We start from the raw sequence: 20,213 nt of genomic DNA on the forward strand, positions 1-20,213 counted from the left end.
AAAACACCCGGTCAAATCGTCAACCGGGGTGCCGCTGCTACCAGTGCATCCACACCGTCACCGCGTGCAGCAGCAGGCCGATCAGGCCACCGACCAGGGTGCCGTTGAAGCGGATGAACTGCAGGTCCCGGCCGACGCTCAGTTCCAGCTGTTCGACCAGGTGGCGCTCGTCCCAGCCCTTGACGGTCTGCGCGATGTGCTGGGTGACGCCCTCGCGCAACCGGCTGGTGAGGCGTTCGGCGCCGTCCATCAGGTGCTGGTTGAGGGCGTCGCGCAGCGAGGGATCGTCCTGCAACGCCTGGCCGACCGAGGCCAGGCTGCGGCGCAGGTGACCGGCCAGCGCCGAGTCTTCGCTGGACAGGTCCGCGCGCAGGCTGGCGTGGATGCGTTCCCACAGCCCCTGCACGTAGTCCTGCACGGCCGGGTGGTCGATCACCTGCTGCTTGATCTGGTCGATCTTGTCGGCCAGCGCCGGGTCGCTTCGCAGGCGCTGGATGTAGTCGGCCAGCCAGGCCTCATAGTCCCGGCGCAGCGGGTGCTCGGGCTGGGCCAGAATCTGCTGCAGCTCCTCCAGCACCGCATGGGCCATGCGTTCGGCGAGGCTGTCGCCGATCTCATCGATCGGTTTGACCCAGTTGACCGTGCTGGCGAGCTTGGGCCATTCGCGCTGCAGGTAGCGCACGATCAGTTCGGAGGCGCGTTGCTTGACCGACGGGTTGTCCAGCCATTCGCTGACGCGGGTGAGGCCCTCGTCCAGCACGCGCTGGTGGCGGTTGTCGGCGGTGAGCAGGCCGAGCAGTTCGCCGGCGGTGGCCGCGGCGTTCCATTGCCGCAACTGCTGGATCACAAAGCCCTGGATGCTGCGCCGGACGGCGGCCTCGTCGAGGAAGTCCAGCGCCTGCAATGCCCAGCCGCGCGCCATGTCGGCGAGCAGTTTCGAGCGTGCCGGATCGGCCAGCCAACTGCCGAGCCGGCTGGCCGGGTCGAACACCTGCAGCCGCGCCAGCAGCGCTTTCGGTTCCAGGAACTGGTCGCGCACGAACACCGCCAGGCTGTCGGCGATGCGCTCCTTGCTGTGCGGAATGATCGCCGTGTGCGGGATCGGCAGGCCGAGCGGGCGGCGGAACAAGGCCACCACCGCGAACCAGTCGGCCAGCGCGCCCACTGCGGCCGCCTCGCAGAACGCCGAGACCCAGGCCCAGATGCCGCGTTCGCCCTGCCAGTGGCTGACCACGAAACCGGCCAGCATCGCCACCAGCATGGCCAGCGCGATCAGTTTGAGGCGGCGCAGCTGGGCGCGGCGCGGGTCGGGCGGCGAAATGGTCGTCATGCCAACAGTCTAACCACCCCCGCATGATCGCCCGGTAGTGCCGGCCGCTGGCCGGCAACCACGCACACCCCACCGAAGAGCGGTAGTGCCGGCCGCTTGCCGGCAACCACGCCCACCCACCGAAGAGAGGTAGTGCCGGCCGCTGGCCGGCAACCACGCACCCCCCACCGAAGGTTCATGAACTTGCCGGCCAACGGCCGGCACTACCTCAGGCCTCGGCCAACTGCTTGCGCAGCGCGGCCAGCTGCTGGCGCAGTGCATCGTTCTCCAGCGTCAGCGCGATCACGCGCTGGCGCAGCTCGGCCGGGCCCTCGCCCAGCGCACTGAGCGCGTCAGCGATTTCCGCCTCGCGGCTGGGGTCGATCTCCATGCCGTCATCGGCGCTGTGCAGCACCTCCTGCACCGGCTTGCGCGGTTTGCGCTTGGCCTCGCGCACGCGCTTGGCGGCCTGCTTCAGCTCGTCCTTGCCGCCGACCGCCGCCGCGCGCTGCTCCGCTTCGGGCAGGTCAGCCACGGCCGCTGCCGCGCTGATCGAGATGACGCCGGTCTTGACCGCTTCCACCAGCTCCGGGGCGGCCTGCTTGTGGATGCGCTCGATCATCGTCACTTGGCTGCTGCTCAGCCGCGCCTCGCGCGCCATGTCGGCACGGCTGACCTTCGGCGCAGCGGCCCACGGCGGGCTGTCCTCATCGCTCTCGGGGCCGGCGTCGGCGATCTCGCCGTCGCTTTCCTTCTGCAGCTGGGCCTGCTCGATGCGGCGGCGCTCGGCCAGGATGTCGCGCTTGCGCAGCGCCAGCACGCCGCGCTGGAAGTCGGACACGCTGCGACGGCCCAGGTGCTGCTCGATCATCCACAGGTGCACATCATCCATCGACTGGAAGCGGGTGTTCTGCACGGTCTGGAACGGCAATCCGTGCTTCTGGCAGATGCCGAACCGGTTGTGCCCGTCCACCAGCACATCACCCCACAGCACCAGTGCATCGCGGCAGCCTTCGGCCAGGATGCTGCGCTCCAGCGCGTCGTGCTCGTCCGGGGTCAGGGGATCGATGTAGGCCTTGAGTTCTTCTTTGACGACAATGTCCATGCAATCCGGTACGCGAGCGAAACGTGACCGACCATTGTAAGGATCGCGGCGGTCGCCGTCGTCGCCGCCCGATTCAGGCTCAGCCGGTGGCGCTGATCATGTCGCCCAGGATTTCCACGATACGGTCGATCTGCGCCTTGTCGATGATCAGCGGCGGCGACAGCGCGATCACATCGCCGGTGCAGCGCACCAGCAGGCCGCCATCGCGGAAGCAGCGTTCGAACACCTCGTAGCCGCGCGCGCCCGGGGCATCCTTGCGTGGCATCAGTTCCACCGCGCCGATCAACCCGAAGTTGCGGATGTCGATCACGTGCGGCAGCCCGCGCAGGCTGTGCAGCGCCGACTGCCAGTACTCGCCCAGCTCGATGGCGCGCTCGAACAGGTGGTCTTCGGCATACGTGTCCAGCGTGGCCAGCGCGGCGGCGCAGGCCAGCGGATGGGCCGAATAGGTATAGCCATGGAACAACTCGATCGCCGCCGGCGGGCCCTGCATGAAGGCCGCATGCACCGTGTCCGAGACCAGCGTGGCGCCCATCGGCACCGCGCCGTTGGTGAGCCCCTTGGCCAGCGTCATCAGGTCCGGGGTGACCCCGAAGCGCTGTGCGGCGAAAGCGTTGCCGACCCGGCCGAAACCGGTGATGACCTCATCGAACACCAGCAGGATGCCGTGCTGGTCGCAGATTTCGCGCAGCCGCTGCAGGTAGCCCGGCGCCGGCAGGATCACCCCGGCCGAGCCGGCGATCGGTTCGACGAACACCGCGGCAATCGTCGAAGCATCGTGCAGCGCGATCAGCCGCTCCAGGTCTTCGGCCAGCTCGGCGCCATGCCGGGGCAGGCCGGGACTGAACGCGTTGCGTGACAGGTCCAGGGTGTGGCGCAGGAAATCGCTGCCGGCCAGCAGTGGCCCGAACGTTTTTCGGTTGTTCGGCAGCCCGCCGATCGACATACCGCCGAAACCGACCCCGTGGTAAGCCTTCTCGCGGCCGATGAAGCGGGTCCGTTGACCCTCGCCGCGCAGCCGGTGGTAGGCCAGCACGATCTTCATCGCGGTATCCACCGCTTCGGAACCGGAATTGCTGAAGAACACATGGTTGAGCGGGGCCGGGGCGAGGGCAGCCAGTCGCTGTGCCAGCACGAACGGCAGCGGCGTACCCATCTGGAACGGCGGGGCGAAGTCCAGTATGGCCGCCTGCTGCTGGATCGCCTGCACGATCCGCGGGCGTGCATGGCCGGCGTTGCAGCACCACAGCCCGGCTGCCGCGTCCAGCACCGGGCGGTCGTCGACATCGTGGTAGTACATGCCCTCGGCGCGCACCAGCAGGCGCGGCGCCGACTTGAACTGGCGGTTGGCGCTGAACGGCATCCAGAACGCCTCCAGCGACTCGGGGCGCTGCTGGGACAAGGACGACAACGGGGTGTCGGCACGGCGCATCGGCATCTCCGCAGGAACCGGTTGATCACGACTTTATCGCAGATGCATCACGATGCGCAGCGAGGACGGCGGGTATAAAAAGGAGCCCGAACACCCCCTTGGAGCCCCGCATGCGTGCCCACCCCACCCGCGACGACTGGCAGCGCCAGGCCGATGCACTGGTCGTGCACGGCCAGGCCTTCATCGATGGCCGCTACGTGGACGCCGCCGACGGCGCGCGGTTCGCCTGCATCAGCCCGATCGACGGTCGGGTGCTGGCCCAGGTCGCCGACTGCGCGGCGGCGGACGTGGAGCGTGCGGTCGCCGTCGCCCGGCGCAGCTTCGATGCCGGGCACTGGTCGCGTGCGGCACCGGTGCACCGCAAGCAGGTGCTGCTGCGCCTGGCCGACCTGGTCGAACAGCACGCCGACGAACTGGCATTGCTGGAGAGCCTGGACATGGGCAAGCCGGTGCGCGACGCACGCCAGGGCGATCTGCCCGGCGCGGTGCGCTGCCTGCGCTGGACCGCCGAGGCCATCGACAAGGTGTACGGCGAGATCGCCCCGACCGCGCTGGATACGTTGGGCCTGGTCAGTCGCGAGCCGATCGGCGTCGTGGCGGCGATCGTGCCGTGGAATTTCCCGCTGCTGATGGCTTGCTGGAAGATTGCCCCGGCACTGGCGGCGGGCAACTCGCTGATCCTCAAGCCGTCCGAGCGCTCGCCGTTGAGCGCGATCCGGTTTGCTGCGCTGGTTGCCGAGGCCGGCGTGCCCGAGGGCGTGTTCAACGTGCTGCCCGGCCATGGCCAGCCCACCGGCGAACCGCTGGCCCTGCACATGGACGTGGACGCACTGGCCTTCACCGGTTCCACCGCCGTGGGCAAGCGCCTGCTGCAGTGCGCCGGACGCTCCAACCTCAAACGCACCTGGCTGGAATGCGGCGGCAAGAGTCCCAACCTGGTGTTCGCCGACGCACCGGATCTGGACAAGGCGGCGCAGGCCGCGGCCACCGGCATCTTCTACAACCAGGGCGAGGTGTGCACGGCGGCCTCGCGGCTGCTGGTACAGCGCTCCATCCAGGACGAATTCGTCACCCGGGTGCTGGCCCACGCGCGACGCATGCAGCCGGGGCATCCCTTCGATCCCGACGCGCCGATGGGCGCGCTGGTGGACAACGCACACGCCGAGCATGTGCTGGACTACATCAACCGTGGCCAGGCCGAAGGCGCACGCCTGTTGCTCGGTGGCAAGCGGGTGGAGGTGGTGGCCGGCGGCAGCTACGTGCAGCCCACCGTGTTCGATGAGGTGGACGCCAGCCACACCATCGCGCGCGAGGAGATCTTCGGGCCGGTGTTGTCCGTGCTTGGTTTCGACCATGAGGCCGATGCGTTGCGCCTGGCCAACGATTCCAGCTACGGGCTGGCTGCGGGGCTGTGGACCGGCGATCTGGGCCGCGCCCACCGCGTGGCCCGCCAGCTGCGCGCGGGCAGCGTGTGGGTCAACCAGTGGGATGGCGGCGACATGACCGCGCCGTTCGGCGGCTACAAGCAGTCCGGCATCGGCCGCGACAAATCGCTGCATGCCTTCGACAAGTACACCGAGATCAAGGCAACCTGGATCCACCTGGGGGAGTGAGCCGGGTCAGCAATCCTGGCGCTGGTGGATCAGCGCCTCGCGCAGCAGGTCGCGGTCGCGTTCGTTGAGCGCGTTCTGGAAATAGTCGACCTGTGCGGTACTCGACCGGCACGGATCGACGACGTAGCCCGGCGGCCACATCCGCAGTGACTGGGCGATGCCCTGCACGATCTGTTCGGGGGTGAGGCCGCGCGTCATGCGGAAGCGCTCACCACCCCGATCGCGCACGCGTGGCACCCGCGCAGGCCCGGCGAAGACTTCCTCGACGACGACATTCCCTGTCCATCCTGACGGCATCGACCGGCTCTGAGCGCTGCCTGCGCCTGGAGTTCCACTGCGTCGCACGGGCTGCGTGCGCGGTCGCAGGCTGACGGTCACGTCTGCAACCATCGCCCGCGCCGGGGCGGGGGCGTGGCAGAATCCGGCAGCTGCCCTTTTTCGTGTGCCCGATGTCGACTCCTGCCGCACCTGCCGTCAACTCCCCGCGCCGCATCCTGCTGGCCAGCCTGATCGGCACCACCATCGAGTTCTTTGATTTCTACATCTACGCCACGGCGGCGGTGCTGGTATTCCCGCACCTGTTCTTCCCCCAGAGCAGCGATGGCGCCGCCCTGCTGCAGTCGCTGGCGACCTTCGCGGTCGCCTTCGTGGCGCGTCCGGTGGGCTCGGCGGTGTTCGGCCATTACGGCGACCGGATCGGGCGCAAGGCCACGCTGGTGGCGGCGCTGCTGACGATGGGCGTGTCCACCGTGGCCATCGGCCTGCTGCCCACGCATGCCAGCATCGGCATCCTGGCGCCGGCGTTGCTTGCCTTGTGCCGGTTCGGCCAGGGGCTGGGGCTGGGCGGTGAGTGGGGTGGGGCGGTGCTGTTGGCCACCGAGAACGCGCCGCCCGGCAAGCGCGCCTGGTACGGCATGTTCCCGCAGCTCGGCGCGCCGTTGGGCTTCCTGCTTTCGGCCGGCATCTTCCTGCTGCTTGGCCGCCTGATGAGCGATGCCGACTTCCTGCAGTGGGGTTGGCGCATCCCGTTCCTGGCCAGCTCGCTGCTGGTGGCCGTGGGCCTGTGGGTACGGCTGAACATCCACGAGACCCCGCAGTTCCAGGCGGCGCTGGACCGCAACGAGCGGGTCAAGCTGCCGATGTGGACGGTCATCCGCGAGCACCCCTTGGCGCTGGTCCTGGGCACGCTGGGCGCGTTTGCCACCTTCGTGTTGTTCTACCTGATGACCGTGTTCACCCTGGGCTATGGCACCACGGTGCTGCACTACACGCGCTCGGATTTCCTGCTGCTGCAGATGACCAGCATGCTGTTCTTCGCCGCCGGCATCCCGCTGTCGGCGTTGTACGGTGACCGTTGGGGCACCCGCCGCACCATGATCGTGGCCAGTGGTCTTATCCTGGCCTTCGGCGTGCTGTTCGCGCCGTTGTTCCTGGCCGGCAGCCCGTGGCTGGTGCTGGGCTTCCTGTCGCTGGGCATGTTCCTGATGGGGCTGACCTACGGCCCGTGCGGCACTTTCCTGGCCGAGATCTATCCGGTGCAGGTCCGCTACACCGGCGCGTCGCTGTCGTTCAACCTGGCCGGCATTCTTGGTGCGGCGCCGGCACCGTATGTGGCCACCTGGCTGGCCGAACGCTTCGGCCTGCTCGCGGTGGGCTACTACCTCTGCCTGACCGCCCTGGTCACCATCCTGGCCCTGCTGGCGATGGGCCGACGCGCCGCGCTCAGCGGAAGAAGCGCTTGAGCGTACGCCCCAGCCAGCTGCCCTGCTGGTGCTCGCGGGCGAACTGGTTCAGGTGCTGCTTGACCTGCGGCGCATAGGCCTTGTCATCGCCACGGATGTGGTTGAACAGCCAGCGCGACAGCATGGTGCGCAGTTCGTCGGTGACGTCCTCGCCGGACTGGAAGCGCAGCCGGTACTCGGACACGCGCTTGCCGAAGATTTCGTGCACGCGCTTGTGCGCGGCGCAGAACGGGTAGCCGGCTTCTTCCATCAGCTCTTCTTCGAAGGCGAAGTGCGACATGGTGTAGTCCACCAGTTCGTCGATCACCTCGGCCACCGCCAACCGCTGCAGACTGCTCTGCGCCACGTGCAGGTGGTTGAGCATCTCCACGATCCGCATGTGCTGGTGGTCGATGACGTCGATGCCGATGTTCAGGTCGTCCTGCCAGACCAGAAGTGCCATGGTGCGTTCCCCGTGATGTTCAACTGGGAACGACTCTAGGTGCGGGGCTGCGGCACCGCGTTGATCTCGATCAAGGCGTCAGCGCCGCTTCCCGGGCGGCGCTGGCCACGCTGGTGCAGCTGACCTGGTTGCGGCCACCGGCCTTGGCCAGGTAAAGCTGCCGGTCGGCTTCAGAGATCAGCCGGTGCAGCGAGTCGTGTTGCGGGCGCAGGCAGCACAGGCCGATGCTCACGGTCATGCGCAGGGTGGTCTCGCCCACCTTCACTTCCAGCGCGGCGATGCGCTGGCGCAGCAGCTCGAAATAGCCGCGGGCTTCGTCTTCCTCAAGGCCCGGCACGAGCAGGCAGAACTCCTCGCCGCCGAAGCGCGCGATCAGGTCCTCCTCGCGTGCATGCGCGGCGACGGCGCCAGCCACTGCGCGCAGTGCATCGTCGCCGGCTTCGTGGCCGTGGGTATCGTTGATGTGCTTGAAATGATCGATATCGATCATCGCCACCGCCACCAACGCATCGTTGTGGTGAAGCTGCGGCAACTGTCGTTGGCTCTGCTCCAGGAAGCTGCGCCGGTTGGGCAGCCCGGTCAGGAAGTCGCGCGTGGCCAGGTCCTGCAGCGTGCCGATCAACTCCAGCTGGTCCACGTTCTGCGAGACGCGGCAGAAGAACTCCTCGCGCGAGAAGGGCTTGCGCAGGAAGTCGTTGGCGCCGTTCTTGAGGAAGCGCGGGATCAGCGACGGATCGGTATTGCCGGAAATGCCGATCACCGCCACCTTGTCGCGCGAACGCAGCGTGCGCAGCCGACGGGTGAACTCCACGCCTTCCATGCCGGGCATTTCCTGGTCGACCACCGCCAGCCGGATCGCCGGATGCGCCTCGATTGCCCTCAGCCCCTCGGCACCATCGGCCGCTTCGTAGACCTCGTGGCCGTACATGCGCAGCAGCGAGGCGGCGTACATCCGCGCCGACATCGAATCGTCCACCACCAGCGCGGCGATGCGCCGGTTGCGTTCCAGGCGCTGCACCAGCCATACCAGGTAGTCGATGCTGCCGGGGGTGTTCTTCAGCACGTAGTCGATGATCTGCTGTTGCAGCACGCGCTTGCGCAGGTCTTCGTCGTAGACGCCGCTGACCACCACCGTGGGCAACCCGCGCGACAGGAAGAACTCCACCACGTTGTCGCGGTCGCCATCGGCCAGCACCAGCCCGGTCAGGACCAGGAACCAGCCCTGTTCCTGGTCGAGCAGGCGGCCGGCTTCGGCCAGGCTGGTGGCCACGGACACCGGCAGCTCCAGGCGCTGCTCGATCGCCTCGCGCAGCATGCTGGTGAACGTGCGCGAGTTTTCCACCAGCAGGATCCGCTGGGGCAAGGCATCACCGGGGTCGCTGTCGAAAGCGCCCTGCAACAAAGCCGGCATCTGGCGTACGCTCGATTTCGAGTGGGTCGGCAGGGATAGCGGCCGCTCCATCTGCAACTTTAGGCCCGGCGTGAGCAGCTGAGCGTCGCATAGGCCCTGATTGTTGTCAGCTGGTCGGCGATTTGGGTGAAACGGGCCGATTGCGGCTTCTCCGTTCGATGTAGGGAGGGCCAGCAGGTACTATCCGAAGAGAGTCCTTCAATGGCCATGATCAGGAGGTGGACGTGCATTTTTCACGTATTGGTAGTGGCGTGGCCAGTGTGATTCTGGCTGCTGTTCCCATGCTGGCGATGGCCCAGTCCGATGGCCACGGGGTCCATCTGGCAAGAAGCGGACTGGGCCAGGCCCAGCCAATTGCGGCCAACCTGAGTCTGGATCCGCAGTGGCGCCTGTATGGATTCCAGCGCGACGGCATCTCGTACTTCCAGGTGAATGATCTTGCCGGACGTGTGCAGGTGATTATCGGCAATGCCGATGATGCGTTCTGGGTCCTGCCCGCTGGCGAAAGCCGTGCGAGGGTGTCGTTGCCGTCGCAACGTGTACACCCCGCCACGAACGCAGCGCGGGCCGAGGTTTATCGAGATGCGGGCTTCTCGCTGGTTCTCTACGGACACGGCGCCGAGGCGGTGTGGTCTGTCGAGGTCGCCGACCAGCAGCGTTAGCGCGTGGACGAACAGTCAGGGTCGAGGTGCTGCCGCTCCTGGGCGGCAGCGCCCGGTTCCACGTGTGTGAGTGGACAATAGGCGGGCAATTCATCACGTGCAGTGCAGGCAGTAGCCGGATAGGCCGTGTGATCAACCAAGCGCCTGGCTGTTGTCCAAGTCAGCAGCCTTCCCGCGGTCGGGGCTGTGGTGGGGCGCAGATCCATTGGATGAGCGCTCCGCGGTTTCCGTCAGCACCATCCGGACCCGATTGCGCCGACACTGTACGAGGCCTCCGTAAGCGAGAGGCAATCCGGCCAAGTGCTCATCGACCATTGCGGCGGTTGTTGCGGACAGTGGGCGTGTCGAGTCAAGCAGTGCCACCACGACGAGAATTCCTCGCTGCGAACCGAAACCCCTGCATCGCGCGCGGACCATCAGCTGCCCAGGCTCATTTTCCAGAAGCAGGGATACTGCTTCATTGAGAGCTCGATAGGCAGCCAGTTGCAGCCCCTTGCTCAGCGTGCATGGGTCGCCTTCGAGTCGAGGCCGGTTCACCCGGTTGCTCAGTTCCCAGCATTCACGCACGCCGCCAGTCTGCAGTGCCACGTACAGGCCGAGTTGATCCAACGCGGTGGGATACACCATGCTTGCCTGCGCGCGGAACAACCGGGAATGCACAGTTGCAGTGTTCAACAGCACGTTTGCTATCTCGTGGTGGCCCTGTAATTTCAGCCAGCTCACCACTTCTTTGAGATAGACGTCCATGCCGTCTCCGAGCTTCCTGAGGTGAAGCGCACGCTCGCGAAGACCCTTCTCGCTGGCGATATGCGAATTCCGGGCCAGCTTTATGGCATTTCTTTCGCCATCGTCCCGCATTCGGTAGCGGTGATAGTAGTGGGTGATACGCGATCCGAATAGAAGTAGCGCGACACCCGCAATGGCCATGACCATCTGGGTCGTAAACGTTGTGGGATCAAATGCCAATGGATACGGCTTTGGCGTCGTAAGGCCAATGATCAGATTGAGCGATGGCACGGCCACCGCGGCCCCACGCCACCCCAGCAGACAAGTAAGTGCAATCGCCGGTAGCGCCATCAATAACTGAAGGCTGGTCTTGGCCGTGGCAGATTCTGCAGGAATCAGCGTCGTAGATACGCCAATCAGGATCATCAGCGCCAATCCAGCGACGCTTGGCGCCAGGAACCGGCGTGTCCATGCCGGTTCGGTGTGCCTCTTCGCCCAAAGCAGGGCAAGTGGGGCAACCGTCAGAATTCCGATGAAGTCACCCACGATATAACGCGCCGCGCCGGTGAGTATTGGTACGTCCGGGGTCGGCCAAAGCAAGTGCATCAGGATCAGGTTCAACGAGGTGACGGCTATGGCCGACGCCGCCCCAACCGAGAGCAGCCAAGCCTGGGACGTAGTGGTCATCATTCTACGGTGCAGCCGCACGATCGATGCCACCGTAGGCATCAAAGAGCCCGACGCGAGGATGACCCACGCCAAGCCATACTTTTCTACCATCGGGTAGCGCATCTGGGCGAAATATGCGTACTCGCCCAGGAACAGGTAAGGCCACAGTCGTGGCGGGCAGAGCAGCAGCGCGGCGACACGCACACCTGCAGGCAGGTAAAACTGGTCGAGAGAAAGTTTGCGTGTACCCCAGCATGCAAAAGCATACACAACAGCGAGGACAAGCCCGACCGGGCGAATACGCAAACTCAGTTGAAGCCCATCTTTCCACCAATCTCGTCGCACGTATTTCCTCCTGCCCGTGCCAGATCAACATCCATGCGAAACACTATGGCGTTCGGTTTGGACGGTATCGACACGCGGCGGATTATGCAATTGCGCAGAAAGATTATAGGAATAGAGCGAAAAGATGCGTTTCGTCAGGTCGCCGAGCCTGGCGTGATCAAATGCAAGCCTTTAGTTGGCAACTTGGACGCTTGCTGCGAACGGCTGTCCGAAGGACGGTCTACTACATAACAGATGGGGCTCCGAAGGATCTAGCGCTCACCACAGCACATCGCGCAGCTTGTACCACGACATCGCCGCCACCAGCAGCGGGGTACGCAGCAGTCGCCCGCCCGGAAAACGCGCGTGCGGAATCCGCGCGAACACATCCAGCCGCTGGGCCTGTCCGGCAATGGCCTCGGCCAACACCGCGCCAGCCAGGCCGGTGGCGGCCACGCCGTGCCCGGAGAACCCCTGGGCGAAATAAACGTTGGGGGTGAGCCGACCCCAGTCCGGTGCGCGGTTGCGGGTGATGTCCACGTAACCACCCCAGACCTGCTCCATGGCCACATCGGCCAATTGCGGAAACACCTGGTGCATGCGCCGGGTCATCACCCCGCGCAGGCCCGGCGGCGGCAACGCCGAATAGCTGGCGCGCCCGCCGAACAACAGTCGGTGGTCGGCGCTGAGTCGGAAGTAATCCAGGGCCCAGCTGACATCGGCCACGGCCATGTCGTTGCGGATCAATGCGCGTGCGCGTTCGGCGCCCAGCGTCGGCGTGGCCCCGATGTAGGTGCCCACCGGCATGATCCGCGCTTCCAGTTCCGGTGCGATGCCCTGCAGCAGCGCGTTGCCGGCGATCACTACGTGATCGGCGCTCACCGTCCCCCGTGCGGTACGCAGTTGGGGGCGTGCGCCGCGGACCAGCTGCAGCACCGGCGACTGTTCCAGGATCGTCACCCCCAGGGTTTCGGCCGCGCGTGCCAGGCCCTGCGCATAGGCCAGCGGATGCAGGTGCCCGCTGGCAGCATCGAACATCGCCCCGCTGTAGCGCGGGCTGTCCAGCTGCTCGCGCAGTTGCTGGCGGTCCCACCACTGCAGGGGATAGCCGTAGCGCTCGGCCAGTTCGATCATGCCCGCGCGCAGCATGCGCTCCTGCCGCGGGCGGATCGGGACGCTGGCATGGCCATCGCGCCAGTCGCAGTCGATCTGGTAGCGCTGCAGGCGATGCCGCAGCAGCGCCATGCCTTCACGCGAGAAATCGAACAGGTGGCGGGCATCGTCCGCACCCACCAGGCGTTCGAGCGTGTCCACCTCGCAGCCATAGCCGACGATGGCCTGGCCGCCGTTGCGCCCGGACGCCCCCCAGCCGATCCGCTGCGCCTCCAGCACCACCACGCGGAAGCCGCGCTCGGCCAGCGACAACGCCGCCGACAGGCCGGTGTAGCCGGCGCCGAGCACGCACACGTCGGTGTCCAGATTGCCCGCCAGCGGCGCACGCAAGGGCTGGGCCGGCACGCTGTCGGCGTACCAGCTGGCAACGTGGTCCTGGCCGGAATGGCGCGAAAAATCGGAACTCATGGCGACAGCATGCCAGCAACCCGGCCCCGGAACAGCGGCCAGTCTGTCGCAGGCCGGCGCGCAGGCATGTGACGGACCGACGCCGGTTGCGCCCGGTCGTAGCCCAGCGGTAACGTGCAGGCAGGTCATCCGAGCATGACGCATGGTTTCGCCCCCCTGGGTCGGCCTGCCCACCGACAGCACGATGCTGGGTCATCACCGGTTCGCGGTCGCCGGCGAAAAGTACATCCGCGCGCTGCGCGCGGCTGCCGCGGTCACCCCGGTACTGCTGCCCAGTCTGCAGCCTGCGCTGCCGGCCGACGACTGGCTGGACCGTCTCGATGGCCTGCTGTTGACCGGCGCGGTGAGCAACATAGAGCCGCAGCACTACGGCGGCGCGCCCAGCTGGCCCGGCAATCTGCACGATCCTGCGCGCGATGCCACGGCGCTGTCGCTGCTGCAGGCTGCACTTGCCCGCGACCTGCCGGTGCTGGCCATCTGCCGCGGCTTCCAGGAACTCAACGTGGCGCTCGGCGGCACCCTGCATCAGCGCGTGCACGAGGTGCCTGGCCTGATGGACCATCGCGAGGATCCGGACGCGGCAGTCGAACAACAGTACGGTCCGGCGCACCCGGTGCGGCTGGCCCAGGGCGGGTGGCTGGCCGACTGGTCCGGCGCCGAGGCGATCGCGGTCAATTCGGTGCACGGGCAGGGCATTGATCGCCTCGCGCCGGGGCTGTGGGTAGAGGCACGCGCCGATGACGGCCTCATCGAGGCCGCGCGCAACCCCGCGCACGCCTTCGTGCTCGGAGTACAGTGGCATCCGGAATGGCGTGTCACTGAAAACCCGTTCCATCACCGTATTTTCCAAGCCTTCGGCGATGCTTGTCGCCGCTACTCCTGCAAAGCAGACCGGTCATGACCACCCGAACGCGTTCGCGTAAAGCCACAGCCCCGCGCAAAGCGGCCTCTTCTTCGCGCAAGGCCGCCGCAGCGGCGGTGCCCGAGGAGAGCACGCTGCTGCGCTGGCTCAAGGACCGGCGCATCACCGAGGTGGAGTGCCTGGTACCGGACATCACCGGCAACGCGCGCGGCAAGATCATTCCAGCCGACAAGTTCTCGCACGATTACGGCACGCGCCTGCCGGAGGGCATCTTCGCCACCACGGTTACCGGCGAGTTCCCGGACGACTACTACGAGCTGACCTCACCGTCGGATTCGGACATGATCCTGCGCCCGGATGCCGACACCGTGCGCATGGTGCCGTGGGCCACCGATCCCACCGCCCAGGTCATCCACGACTGTTTCACCAAGACCGGCGAGCCGCATGAGCTGGCCCCGCGCAACGTGCTGCGGCGCGTCCTCAATGCCTATGCCGAACTCGGCCTGCGCCCGGTGGTGGCACCGGAGCTGGAGTTCTTCCTGGTCCAGAAGAACACCGACCCGGACTTCCCGCTGCTGCCGCCGGCTGGCCGCTCCGGTCGCCCGGAGACGGCGCGCCAGTCTTACTCCATCGATGCGGTCAACGAGTTCGATCCGATCCTCGATCTGATGTACGACTACTGCGATGCGATGAAGCTGGACGTGGATACGCTGATCCACGAATCCGGCGCGGCGCAGCTGGAGGTCAACTTCACCCACGCCAATGCGATGGATCTGGCCGACCAGGTGTTTCTGTTCAAGCGCACCATGCGTGAGTCGGCGATGCGCCACGGCATTTACGCCACCTTCCTGGCCAAGCCGATGGAGAACGAGCCGGGCAGTGCGATGCACATCCACCAGAGCCTGCTGCGGATCAGCGACGGCAGCAACGTGTTCACCGGCGAGCATGGCGGTGAGGATTTCAGCCCGTTGTTCGGGCACTACCTGGCCGGTCTGCAGAAATACGTGCCGATGGCGATGGCGTTCTTCGCGCCGAACGTGAATTCCTACCGCCGGCTGATGTTCGGCGAGGTCTCCCCGAGCAATGTGCACTGGGGCTTCGACAACCGCACCTGCGGGCTGCGCGTGCCGCTGGATACCCCGGAGAACATGCGGGTGGAAAGCCGGTTTGCCGGCTCGGATGCCAACCCCTACCTGGCGATCGCCGCCACCCTGGCCGCTGGCCTGCTCGGCATCCGCGAGCAGGGCTCCCCCACCGCGCCGATCAGCGGCAGCGCCAAGGAACTGGGCTACGACCTGCCACGCTCGCTGGGCGAGGCACTGGACGGGCTGGAAGGCTGCCCGGAACTGCGCGAGATGCTGGGCGAGCGCTTCTGCCGGGCCTATGTGTCGGTCAAGCGCAAGGAATACGAGACCTTCTTCCGCGTGATCAGCTCGTGGGAGCGTGAATTCCTGCTGCTCAACGTCTGAACGGCGCCGCGTCGCCAGATCCGGCATGGCCGTGAGGGCCATGTGCTGGGAAAATACGGGCATGCCCGTTAGGCTGGCACCCGTCGTACCGGTCTGGCCGGTTCCCCCATCTCGCACCTGACCTGTGGAGAGTCCGATGAAGCTGCGAATCCTCACCCTCGGCATTGCCGTATCCGTACTCAGCGCCTGTGGCGGCGGCAAGTCCGACGACGACAGCAAGGTGCTGAACGTCTACAACTACAGCGATTACATCGCCGAAGACACCATCCCCAACTTCGAGAAGGCCACCGGCACCAAGGTGACCTACGACGTGTTCGACAGCGATGAGATGGTGGAAACCAAGCTCCTGGCCGGCAACAGCGGCTACGACGTGGTGGTGCCGACGCTGAATTTCTTCGGCCGCCAGATCAAGGCCGGGGTGTTCCTGCCGCTGGACAAGAGCAAGATCCCGAACCTGGCCAACCTCGACCCGGATGTGATGAAGCGCATCGCCCAGCAGGACCCGGGCAACCAGTACGGCGTGCCGTACATGATCGGCACCACCGGCATCGGCTACAACGTGGAACTGCTCAAGCAGCGTTTCGGCGGCAGCACCGACATCGCCAACAGCTGGGACCTGATCTTCAAGCCTGAAAACATCGCCAAGATGAAGGACTGCGGGATCACCATCCTGGACACGCCCTCGGACATGATCCCGATCGCGCTGCACTACCTGGGCGAAGATCCGCACAGCCAGGACCCGGCCACGCTGGAAAAGGCCGCCGCGCTGCTCAAGGGCATCCGCCCCTACGTGCAGAACTTCCACTCCTCCCAGTACGTGGGCTCGCTGGCCAACGGCGGCACCTGTCTGGTGGTGGGCTGGTCGGGCGACATCATCCAGGCCCGTGACCGCGCGGCCGAGGCCAACAACGGCGTCACCGTGGCCTACTCGATCCCGCGCGAAGGCGCGCCGCAGTGGTTCGACATGCTGGCCATCCCCAAGGATGCCAAGCACCCGGAGGCCGCGTATGCCTTCATCAACTACCTGCTGGAACCGAAGGTGGCCGCGGCCAACACCAACTTCATCCATTACGCCAACCCGGTGACCAAGGCCACCGCCCTGGTGGACGAGGCGATCCGCACCGACCCGACCATCTACCCGCCGGCCGACGTGGCCGCCAAGATGTTCACCTACTCGATCAACACCCCGGAGGTGGACAAGCTCTACACCCGGTTGTGGACCGAGGTGAAGACCGGTCGCTGACCGCCCCTGCGACGCCGGCCCCGTGCCGGCGTCGTCGTTTCAGGGGATTCATCCCGCAGGTGTGGGGGGCAGGCCGCCCGATCCGGTAGCGCATGACGCTGCCACCACCGGTAAAATGGGATGCTCCCCCCGTCCCGCCGCCGCTCCCGGAGCCGCTCCCCATGCCATTTGATGCCAAGCCGGAAGGCGAGGTCGTGCCGGTCCTCGAACCGGGCTATCTGTCCATCCGCGCGCTGCGCAAGGAATTCGACGGCTTCGTCGCCCTCGACGATGTCAGCCTGGACGTGCGCAAGGGCGAGATCTTCGCCCTGCTCGGCGGCTCGGGCAGCGGCAAATCGACCCTGCTGCGCTGCCTGGGCGGCTTCGAGACGCCTACCAAGGGCAGCATCGAGCTGGACGGCCAGCGCATCAACGATCTGCCGCCGTACCAGCGGCCGATCAACATGATGTTCCAGTCCTACGCGCTGTTCCCGCATATGACGGTGGAGCAGAACATCGCCTTCGGGCTCAAGCAGGACGGCCTGGCCCGCGATGCGATCCGCACACGCGTGGGCGAGATGCTGGAGCTGGTGCAGCTGGGGAAGTTGGCCAAGCGCAAGCCGCACCAGTTGTCCGGTGGCCAGCAGCAGCGCGTGGCGCTGGCGCGGTCGCTGGCCAAGGGGCCCAAGCTGCTGCTGCTGGACGAGCCGATGGGCGCGCTGGACAAGAAGCTGCGTTCGCAGATGCAGCTGGAGCTGGTCAACATCATCGAGACCTCCGGGGTGACCTGCGTGATGGTCACCCACGACCAGGAAGAGGCCATGACCATGGCCACCCGTATCGCGGTGATGGATGCCGGCTGGATCCAGCAGGTGGGCAAGCCGGACGAAATCTACGAGCAGCCGGCCAACCGCTTCGTGGCCGAGTTCATCGGCTCGGTGAACCTGTTCGACGGGGTGATCGACGAGGACCTGCCCGAGTACGTCACCGTGCGCACGCCGCTGTTTCCGGCGCCGATCTACGTGGCCCACGGCATCACCGGCTACGAAGGCCAGCCGGTGGCGTTCGCGCTGCGCCCGGAGAAGGTGATGATCGGCAAGGACGAGCCGGCCGGGGACACCAACAAGGCACAGGGCGTGATCGAGGAAATCGCCTACTTCGGCAGCCATTCGGTCTATCACGTGCGCCTGCCGAGCGGGGCCAAGGTGCTGTCCAATTTCGCCAATTCGCAGCGCTGGGCCAGCGACGGGCTGACCTGGGGCGACAGCGTGTGGGTGTGCTGGCGTGACAACGACGGCGTGGTGCTCACCGCATGAACGCCGCCGGCTGGAAGCGTTGGCTCCCCGGTACCCGCGGTAGCGTGATCGCCGCGCCGTACCTGTGGCTGCTGCTGTTCTTCGCGGTGCCGTTCGTGATCATCCTGATGATCTCGTTCTCGCGCACGCAGGTCGGCTCGCCGCCGTATACCTGGCTGCTGGAATATGTGGATGGCGCGTTCTCGCTCAAGCTCAACCTGGGCAATTACGCAGCGCTGGTGAAGGACAACCAGTACGTGCTGGCCTACCTGAGTTCGATCAAGATCGCGGTGATCGCCACGCTGCTGACGCTGCTGATCGGCTACCCGATGGCGTACGTGATTTCGCGGATGTCGCCGGCCGCGCGCAACGTGGCGATGATGTTGGTGGTGCTGCCGTCGTGGACCTCGTTCCTGATCCGGGTGTATGCGTGGATCGGCATCCTGGACCGCAACGGGCTGCTCAACCAGCTGCTCCTGAAGCTGGGGTTGATCGATGCGCCGCTGCAGATCCTGTACACGCCGACCGCGGCCTATATCGGCATCGTTTACTGCTACCTGCCGTTCATGGTGCTGCCGCTGTACGCCAACCTGGTCAAGCTGGACAACCGTTTGCTCGAAGCCGCCTACGATCTCGGGGCCAAGCCGTGGCAGGCCTTCCTGCGGATCACGCTGCCGTTGTCGCGCACCGGCATCATCGCCGGCTGCATGCTGGTGATGATCCCGGCGGTGGGCGAGTTCGTGATTCCGGAGATGCTGGGTGGCCCGGACACGCTGATGATCGGGCGCGTGCTGTGGGGTGAGTTCTTCAACAACCGCGACTGGCCCACGGCCTCGGCGGTGGCGATCGTGATGCTGCTGTTGCTGCTGGTGCCGATCCTGCTGTTCAACCGGGTCCAGCAGCGTGAGCTGGAAGGGAAGCTGCTATGAGCATGGTGCGCGGCAGCCGGTGGTTGGGGTGGTCGGTGTTGGGGCTGGGGTTTGCGTTCCTGTACCTGCCGATCCTGTTGCTGATGGTGTACTCGTTCAATGCCTCCAAGCTGGCCACGGTCTGGTCGGGCTTCTCCACGCGCTGGTACGGGGAACTGTTCAACAACCGGCAGATCCTGGATGCGTTGTGGATCAGCCTGGAGGTGGCGTTCTGGACGGCGTGCGCGTCGACGGTGCTGGGCACGATGGCGGCGATGGTGATGACGCGGTTCAAGCGGTTCCCGGGCAAGACCATGTTCGGCGCGCTGATCACCGCGCCGTTGGTGATGCCCGAGGTGATCCTGGGCTTTTCGCTGATGACACTGCTGGTGGCGATGGGCGGCATTCCGGGCTTCCCGGCACGCGGGGTGACCAGCATCTGGATCGCGCATGTAACGTTCACGCTGTCGTTCGTGATGGTGGTGGTGTCCTCGCGGTTGCAGGAGCTGGACCGTTCGCTGGAAGAGGCGGCGATGGACCTGGGGGCGGGCCGGTTGAAGGTGTTCTTCCAGATCACGTTGCCGATCATCGCCCCGGCGTTGGTGGCCGGCTGGTTGTTGGCCTTTACGTTGTCGCTGGACGATGTGGTGATCGCCAGTTTCGTGGCGGGCCCGAATTCGACGACGCTGCCGATGAAGGTGTTCGCATCGGTGCGGATGGGGATCAAGCCGGAGATCAACGCGCTGGCCACGCTGATGGTGCTGGCGGTGTCGATCGCGGCGGTGGTGGGCTGGTTCGTTACCGCACGCGGTGAGAAGCGGCGTCAGCGCGACATGCAGATGGCGCTGCAGGACAAGGGGTAGGGTGGGTGCGGCTGTTCTTTTTAGAGCGACAGCAACGGCAACAGCGGGACTGAAATCTGAGTTGGCGTTGGCGTGGGTGGGTTGGCGGGACACGCCGCAAGTCCCGCTCCGCGGCCCGGCCCAGCCGCTGGCGGCCGCGCGTTCAGTCGCATGCGAGGCAGTGCCTCGCGAGCAATGCGCCTTCACCCGTGTAGGCTCCCAAGCCGCATCCATGCGGCTTGAGGGTCCCGCCAATCCACCCGCCCACGCCAACGCCTGACGGATTGTTTGCCCCTTTGTTGGGTGGAGCAGGCGAGCGCGAGCGCGAGCGCACTTTGCCGCGAGGGAAGGGTTCAAGAGCAGCCGGGCATGGCCCGGCTCTACCCGTTCATCGGTACGCTGATCCCGCGGTAGAGCCGGGCCATGCCCGGCTGCACGCAGCCTCCGAACCACGACCAACCAGCAGAGCCGGGCCATGCCCGGCTGCACGCAGCCTCCGAACCACGACCAACCGGCAGAGCCGGGCCATGCCCGGCTGCACGCAGCGTCCGAACCACGACCAACCGGTAGAGCCGGGCCATGCCCGGCTGCACGCAGCG

Annotated in this window: 17 protein-coding genes; 9 read left to right on the forward strand and 8 right to left on the reverse strand. The window is 66.2% G+C overall.

Annotation, left to right across the window (positions count from 1 at the left end; all coding sequences use genetic code 11):
* Positions 1–37: 37 nt before the first annotated feature.
* The 3 genes from NR101_RS13275 to NR101_RS13285 all read right to left on the reverse strand — a co-directional run bounded on the left by NR101_RS13275 (position 38) and on the right by NR101_RS13285 (position 3,846).
* Complete coding sequence (locus NR101_RS13275) at positions 38–1,330, reverse strand: DUF445 family protein (RefSeq protein WP_256777263.1); 1,293 nt, start codon at positions 1,328–1,330, stop codon at positions 38–40.
* Between the two features lie 208 nt (positions 1,331–1,538).
* Positions 1,539–2,414, reverse strand: coding sequence for a plasmid replication/partition related protein (locus NR101_RS13280; protein ID WP_256777262.1), 876 nt, complete (start codon positions 2,412–2,414; stop codon positions 1,539–1,541).
* A gap of 79 nt (positions 2,415–2,493) precedes the next feature.
* Positions 2,494–3,846 (reverse strand): aspartate aminotransferase family protein, encoded by a 1,353-nt coding sequence (locus NR101_RS13285; RefSeq protein ID WP_256777261.1) that lies wholly within the window; start codon positions 3,844–3,846, stop codon positions 2,494–2,496.
* Between the two features lie 110 nt (positions 3,847–3,956).
* Here NR101_RS13285 and NR101_RS13290 point away from each other — a divergent pair, with 110 nt between their 5' ends.
* On the forward strand, positions 3,957–5,459 hold the full coding sequence (locus NR101_RS13290) for an aldehyde dehydrogenase (protein WP_256777260.1): 1,503 nt from the start codon (positions 3,957–3,959) through the stop codon (positions 5,457–5,459).
* A 6-nt stretch (positions 5,460–5,465) separates the two neighbouring features.
* Here NR101_RS13290 and NR101_RS13295 read toward each other — a convergent pair whose 3' ends face one another.
* Positions 5,466–5,687: a hypothetical protein gene (locus NR101_RS13295; RefSeq protein WP_256777259.1), complete on the reverse strand. Its 222-nt coding sequence runs from the start codon at positions 5,685–5,687 to the stop codon at positions 5,466–5,468.
* A 221-nt stretch (positions 5,688–5,908) separates the two neighbouring features.
* Here NR101_RS13295 and NR101_RS13300 point away from each other — a divergent pair, with 221 nt between their 5' ends.
* Positions 5,909–7,201: an MFS transporter gene (locus NR101_RS13300; protein WP_256777258.1), complete on the forward strand. Its 1,293-nt coding sequence runs from the start codon at positions 5,909–5,911 to the stop codon at positions 7,199–7,201.
* Here the strand turns inward: NR101_RS13300 and NR101_RS13305 are convergent.
* Both NR101_RS13305 and NR101_RS13310 read right to left on the reverse strand, forming a co-directional pair.
* Positions 7,182–7,643, reverse strand: coding sequence for a bacteriohemerythrin (locus tag NR101_RS13305; RefSeq protein ID WP_256777257.1), 462 nt, complete (start codon positions 7,641–7,643; stop codon positions 7,182–7,184). The genes NR101_RS13300 and NR101_RS13305 overlap by 20 nt on opposite strands.
* A 70-nt stretch (positions 7,644–7,713) precedes the next feature.
* Complete coding sequence (locus NR101_RS13310; RefSeq protein ID WP_256777256.1) at positions 7,714–9,054, reverse strand: diguanylate cyclase; 1,341 nt, start codon at positions 9,052–9,054, stop codon at positions 7,714–7,716.
* A 224-nt stretch (positions 9,055–9,278) separates the two neighbouring features.
* Between NR101_RS13310 and NR101_RS13315 the strand changes: the two genes are divergently transcribed.
* Entirely contained in the window at positions 9,279–9,716 is a 438-nt protein-coding gene (locus NR101_RS13315) for a hypothetical protein (protein WP_256777744.1), read from the forward strand.
* Positions 9,717–9,848: 132 nt separating this feature from the next.
* On the opposite strand, the gene NR101_RS13320 is transcribed toward NR101_RS13315, so the two are convergent.
* The gene (locus tag NR101_RS13320; RefSeq protein WP_256777254.1) at positions 9,849–11,456 is read right to left on the reverse strand and encodes an MASE1 domain-containing protein; all 1,608 of its coding nucleotides are present in this window, start codon (positions 11,454–11,456) and stop codon (positions 9,849–9,851) included.
* Positions 11,457–11,714: 258 nt separating this feature from the next.
* The gene (locus tag NR101_RS13325; RefSeq protein ID WP_256777253.1) at positions 11,715–13,016 is read right to left on the reverse strand and encodes an FAD-binding oxidoreductase; all 1,302 of its coding nucleotides are present in this window, start codon (positions 13,014–13,016) and stop codon (positions 11,715–11,717) included.
* Between the two features lie 142 nt (positions 13,017–13,158).
* Between NR101_RS13325 and NR101_RS13330 the strand changes: the two genes are divergently transcribed.
* From NR101_RS13330 to NR101_RS13355, 6 genes are all read left to right on the forward strand, one after another.
* Complete coding sequence (locus NR101_RS13330) at positions 13,159–13,917, forward strand: gamma-glutamyl-gamma-aminobutyrate hydrolase family protein (protein WP_256777252.1); 759 nt, start codon at positions 13,159–13,161, stop codon at positions 13,915–13,917.
* Positions 13,914–15,347 carry a glutamine synthetase family protein gene (locus NR101_RS13335; RefSeq protein ID WP_256777251.1) on the forward strand — a complete coding sequence of 478 codons (1,434 nt, stop codon included), beginning with the start codon at positions 13,914–13,916 and terminating at the stop codon, positions 15,345–15,347. The genes NR101_RS13330 and NR101_RS13335 overlap by 4 nt, the downstream gene beginning before the upstream one ends.
* Positions 15,348–15,483: 136 nt before the next feature.
* Positions 15,484–16,590 carry a polyamine ABC transporter substrate-binding protein gene (locus NR101_RS13340; protein WP_256777250.1) on the forward strand — a complete coding sequence of 369 codons (1,107 nt, stop codon included), beginning with the start codon at positions 15,484–15,486 and terminating at the stop codon, positions 16,588–16,590.
* A 161-nt stretch (positions 16,591–16,751) separates the two neighbouring features.
* The gene (gene potA, locus NR101_RS13345; RefSeq protein WP_038689323.1) at positions 16,752–17,885 is read left to right on the forward strand and encodes a polyamine ABC transporter ATP-binding protein; all 1,134 of its coding nucleotides are present in this window, start codon (positions 16,752–16,754) and stop codon (positions 17,883–17,885) included.
* Positions 17,882–18,793, forward strand: coding sequence for an ABC transporter permease subunit (locus NR101_RS13350; RefSeq protein ID WP_256777249.1), 912 nt, complete (start codon positions 17,882–17,884; stop codon positions 18,791–18,793). The genes potA and NR101_RS13350 overlap by 4 nt, the downstream gene beginning before the upstream one ends.
* Positions 18,790–19,635: an ABC transporter permease subunit gene (locus NR101_RS13355; RefSeq protein ID WP_256777248.1), complete on the forward strand. Its 846-nt coding sequence runs from the start codon at positions 18,790–18,792 to the stop codon at positions 19,633–19,635. The genes NR101_RS13350 and NR101_RS13355 overlap by 4 nt, the downstream gene beginning before the upstream one ends.
* Positions 19,636–20,213 lie beyond the last annotated feature (578 nt).

It is taken from the genome of Stenotrophomonas sp. Ste86, from assembly GCF_024519465.1.
Lineage (GTDB): Bacteria > Pseudomonadota > Gammaproteobacteria > Xanthomonadales > Xanthomonadaceae > Stenotrophomonas.

Bases quoted from the DNA above. Each gene is read 5' to 3' on its own strand.
- potA (WP_038689323.1), top strand. From the start codon at position 16,752: ATGCCATTTGATGCCAAGCCGGAAGGCGAGGTCGTGCCGGTCCTCGAA.
- NR101_RS13330 (WP_256777252.1), top strand. From the start codon at position 13,159: ATGGTTTCGCCCCCCTGGGTCGGCCTGCCCACCGACAGCACGATGCTG.
- NR101_RS13290 (WP_256777260.1), top strand. From the start codon at position 3,957: ATGCGTGCCCACCCCACCCGCGACGACTGGCAGCGCCAGGCCGATGCA.
- NR101_RS13305 (WP_256777257.1), bottom strand. From the start codon at position 7,643: ATGGCACTTCTGGTCTGGCAGGACGACCTGAACATCGGCATCGACGTC.
- NR101_RS13355 (WP_256777248.1), top strand. From the start codon at position 18,790: ATGAGCATGGTGCGCGGCAGCCGGTGGTTGGGGTGGTCGGTGTTGGGG.
- NR101_RS13275 (WP_256777263.1), bottom strand. From the start codon at position 1,330: ATGACGACCATTTCGCCGCCCGACCCGCGCCGCGCCCAGCTGCGCCGC.
- NR101_RS13340 (WP_256777250.1), top strand. From the start codon at position 15,484: ATGAAGCTGCGAATCCTCACCCTCGGCATTGCCGTATCCGTACTCAGC.
- NR101_RS13335 (WP_256777251.1), top strand. From the start codon at position 13,914: ATGACCACCCGAACGCGTTCGCGTAAAGCCACAGCCCCGCGCAAAGCG.
- NR101_RS13285 (WP_256777261.1), bottom strand. From the start codon at position 3,846: ATGCGCCGTGCCGACACCCCGTTGTCGTCCTTGTCCCAGCAGCGCCCC.
- NR101_RS13310 (WP_256777256.1), bottom strand. From the start codon at position 9,054: ATGCCGGCTTTGTTGCAGGGCGCTTTCGACAGCGACCCCGGTGATGCC.
- NR101_RS13325 (WP_256777253.1), bottom strand. From the start codon at position 13,016: ATGAGTTCCGATTTTTCGCGCCATTCCGGCCAGGACCACGTTGCCAGC.
- NR101_RS13350 (WP_256777249.1), top strand. From the start codon at position 17,882: ATGAACGCCGCCGGCTGGAAGCGTTGGCTCCCCGGTACCCGCGGTAGC.
- NR101_RS13300 (WP_256777258.1), top strand. From the start codon at position 5,909: ATGTCGACTCCTGCCGCACCTGCCGTCAACTCCCCGCGCCGCATCCTG.
- NR101_RS13280 (WP_256777262.1), bottom strand. From the start codon at position 2,414: ATGGACATTGTCGTCAAAGAAGAACTCAAGGCCTACATCGATCCCCTG.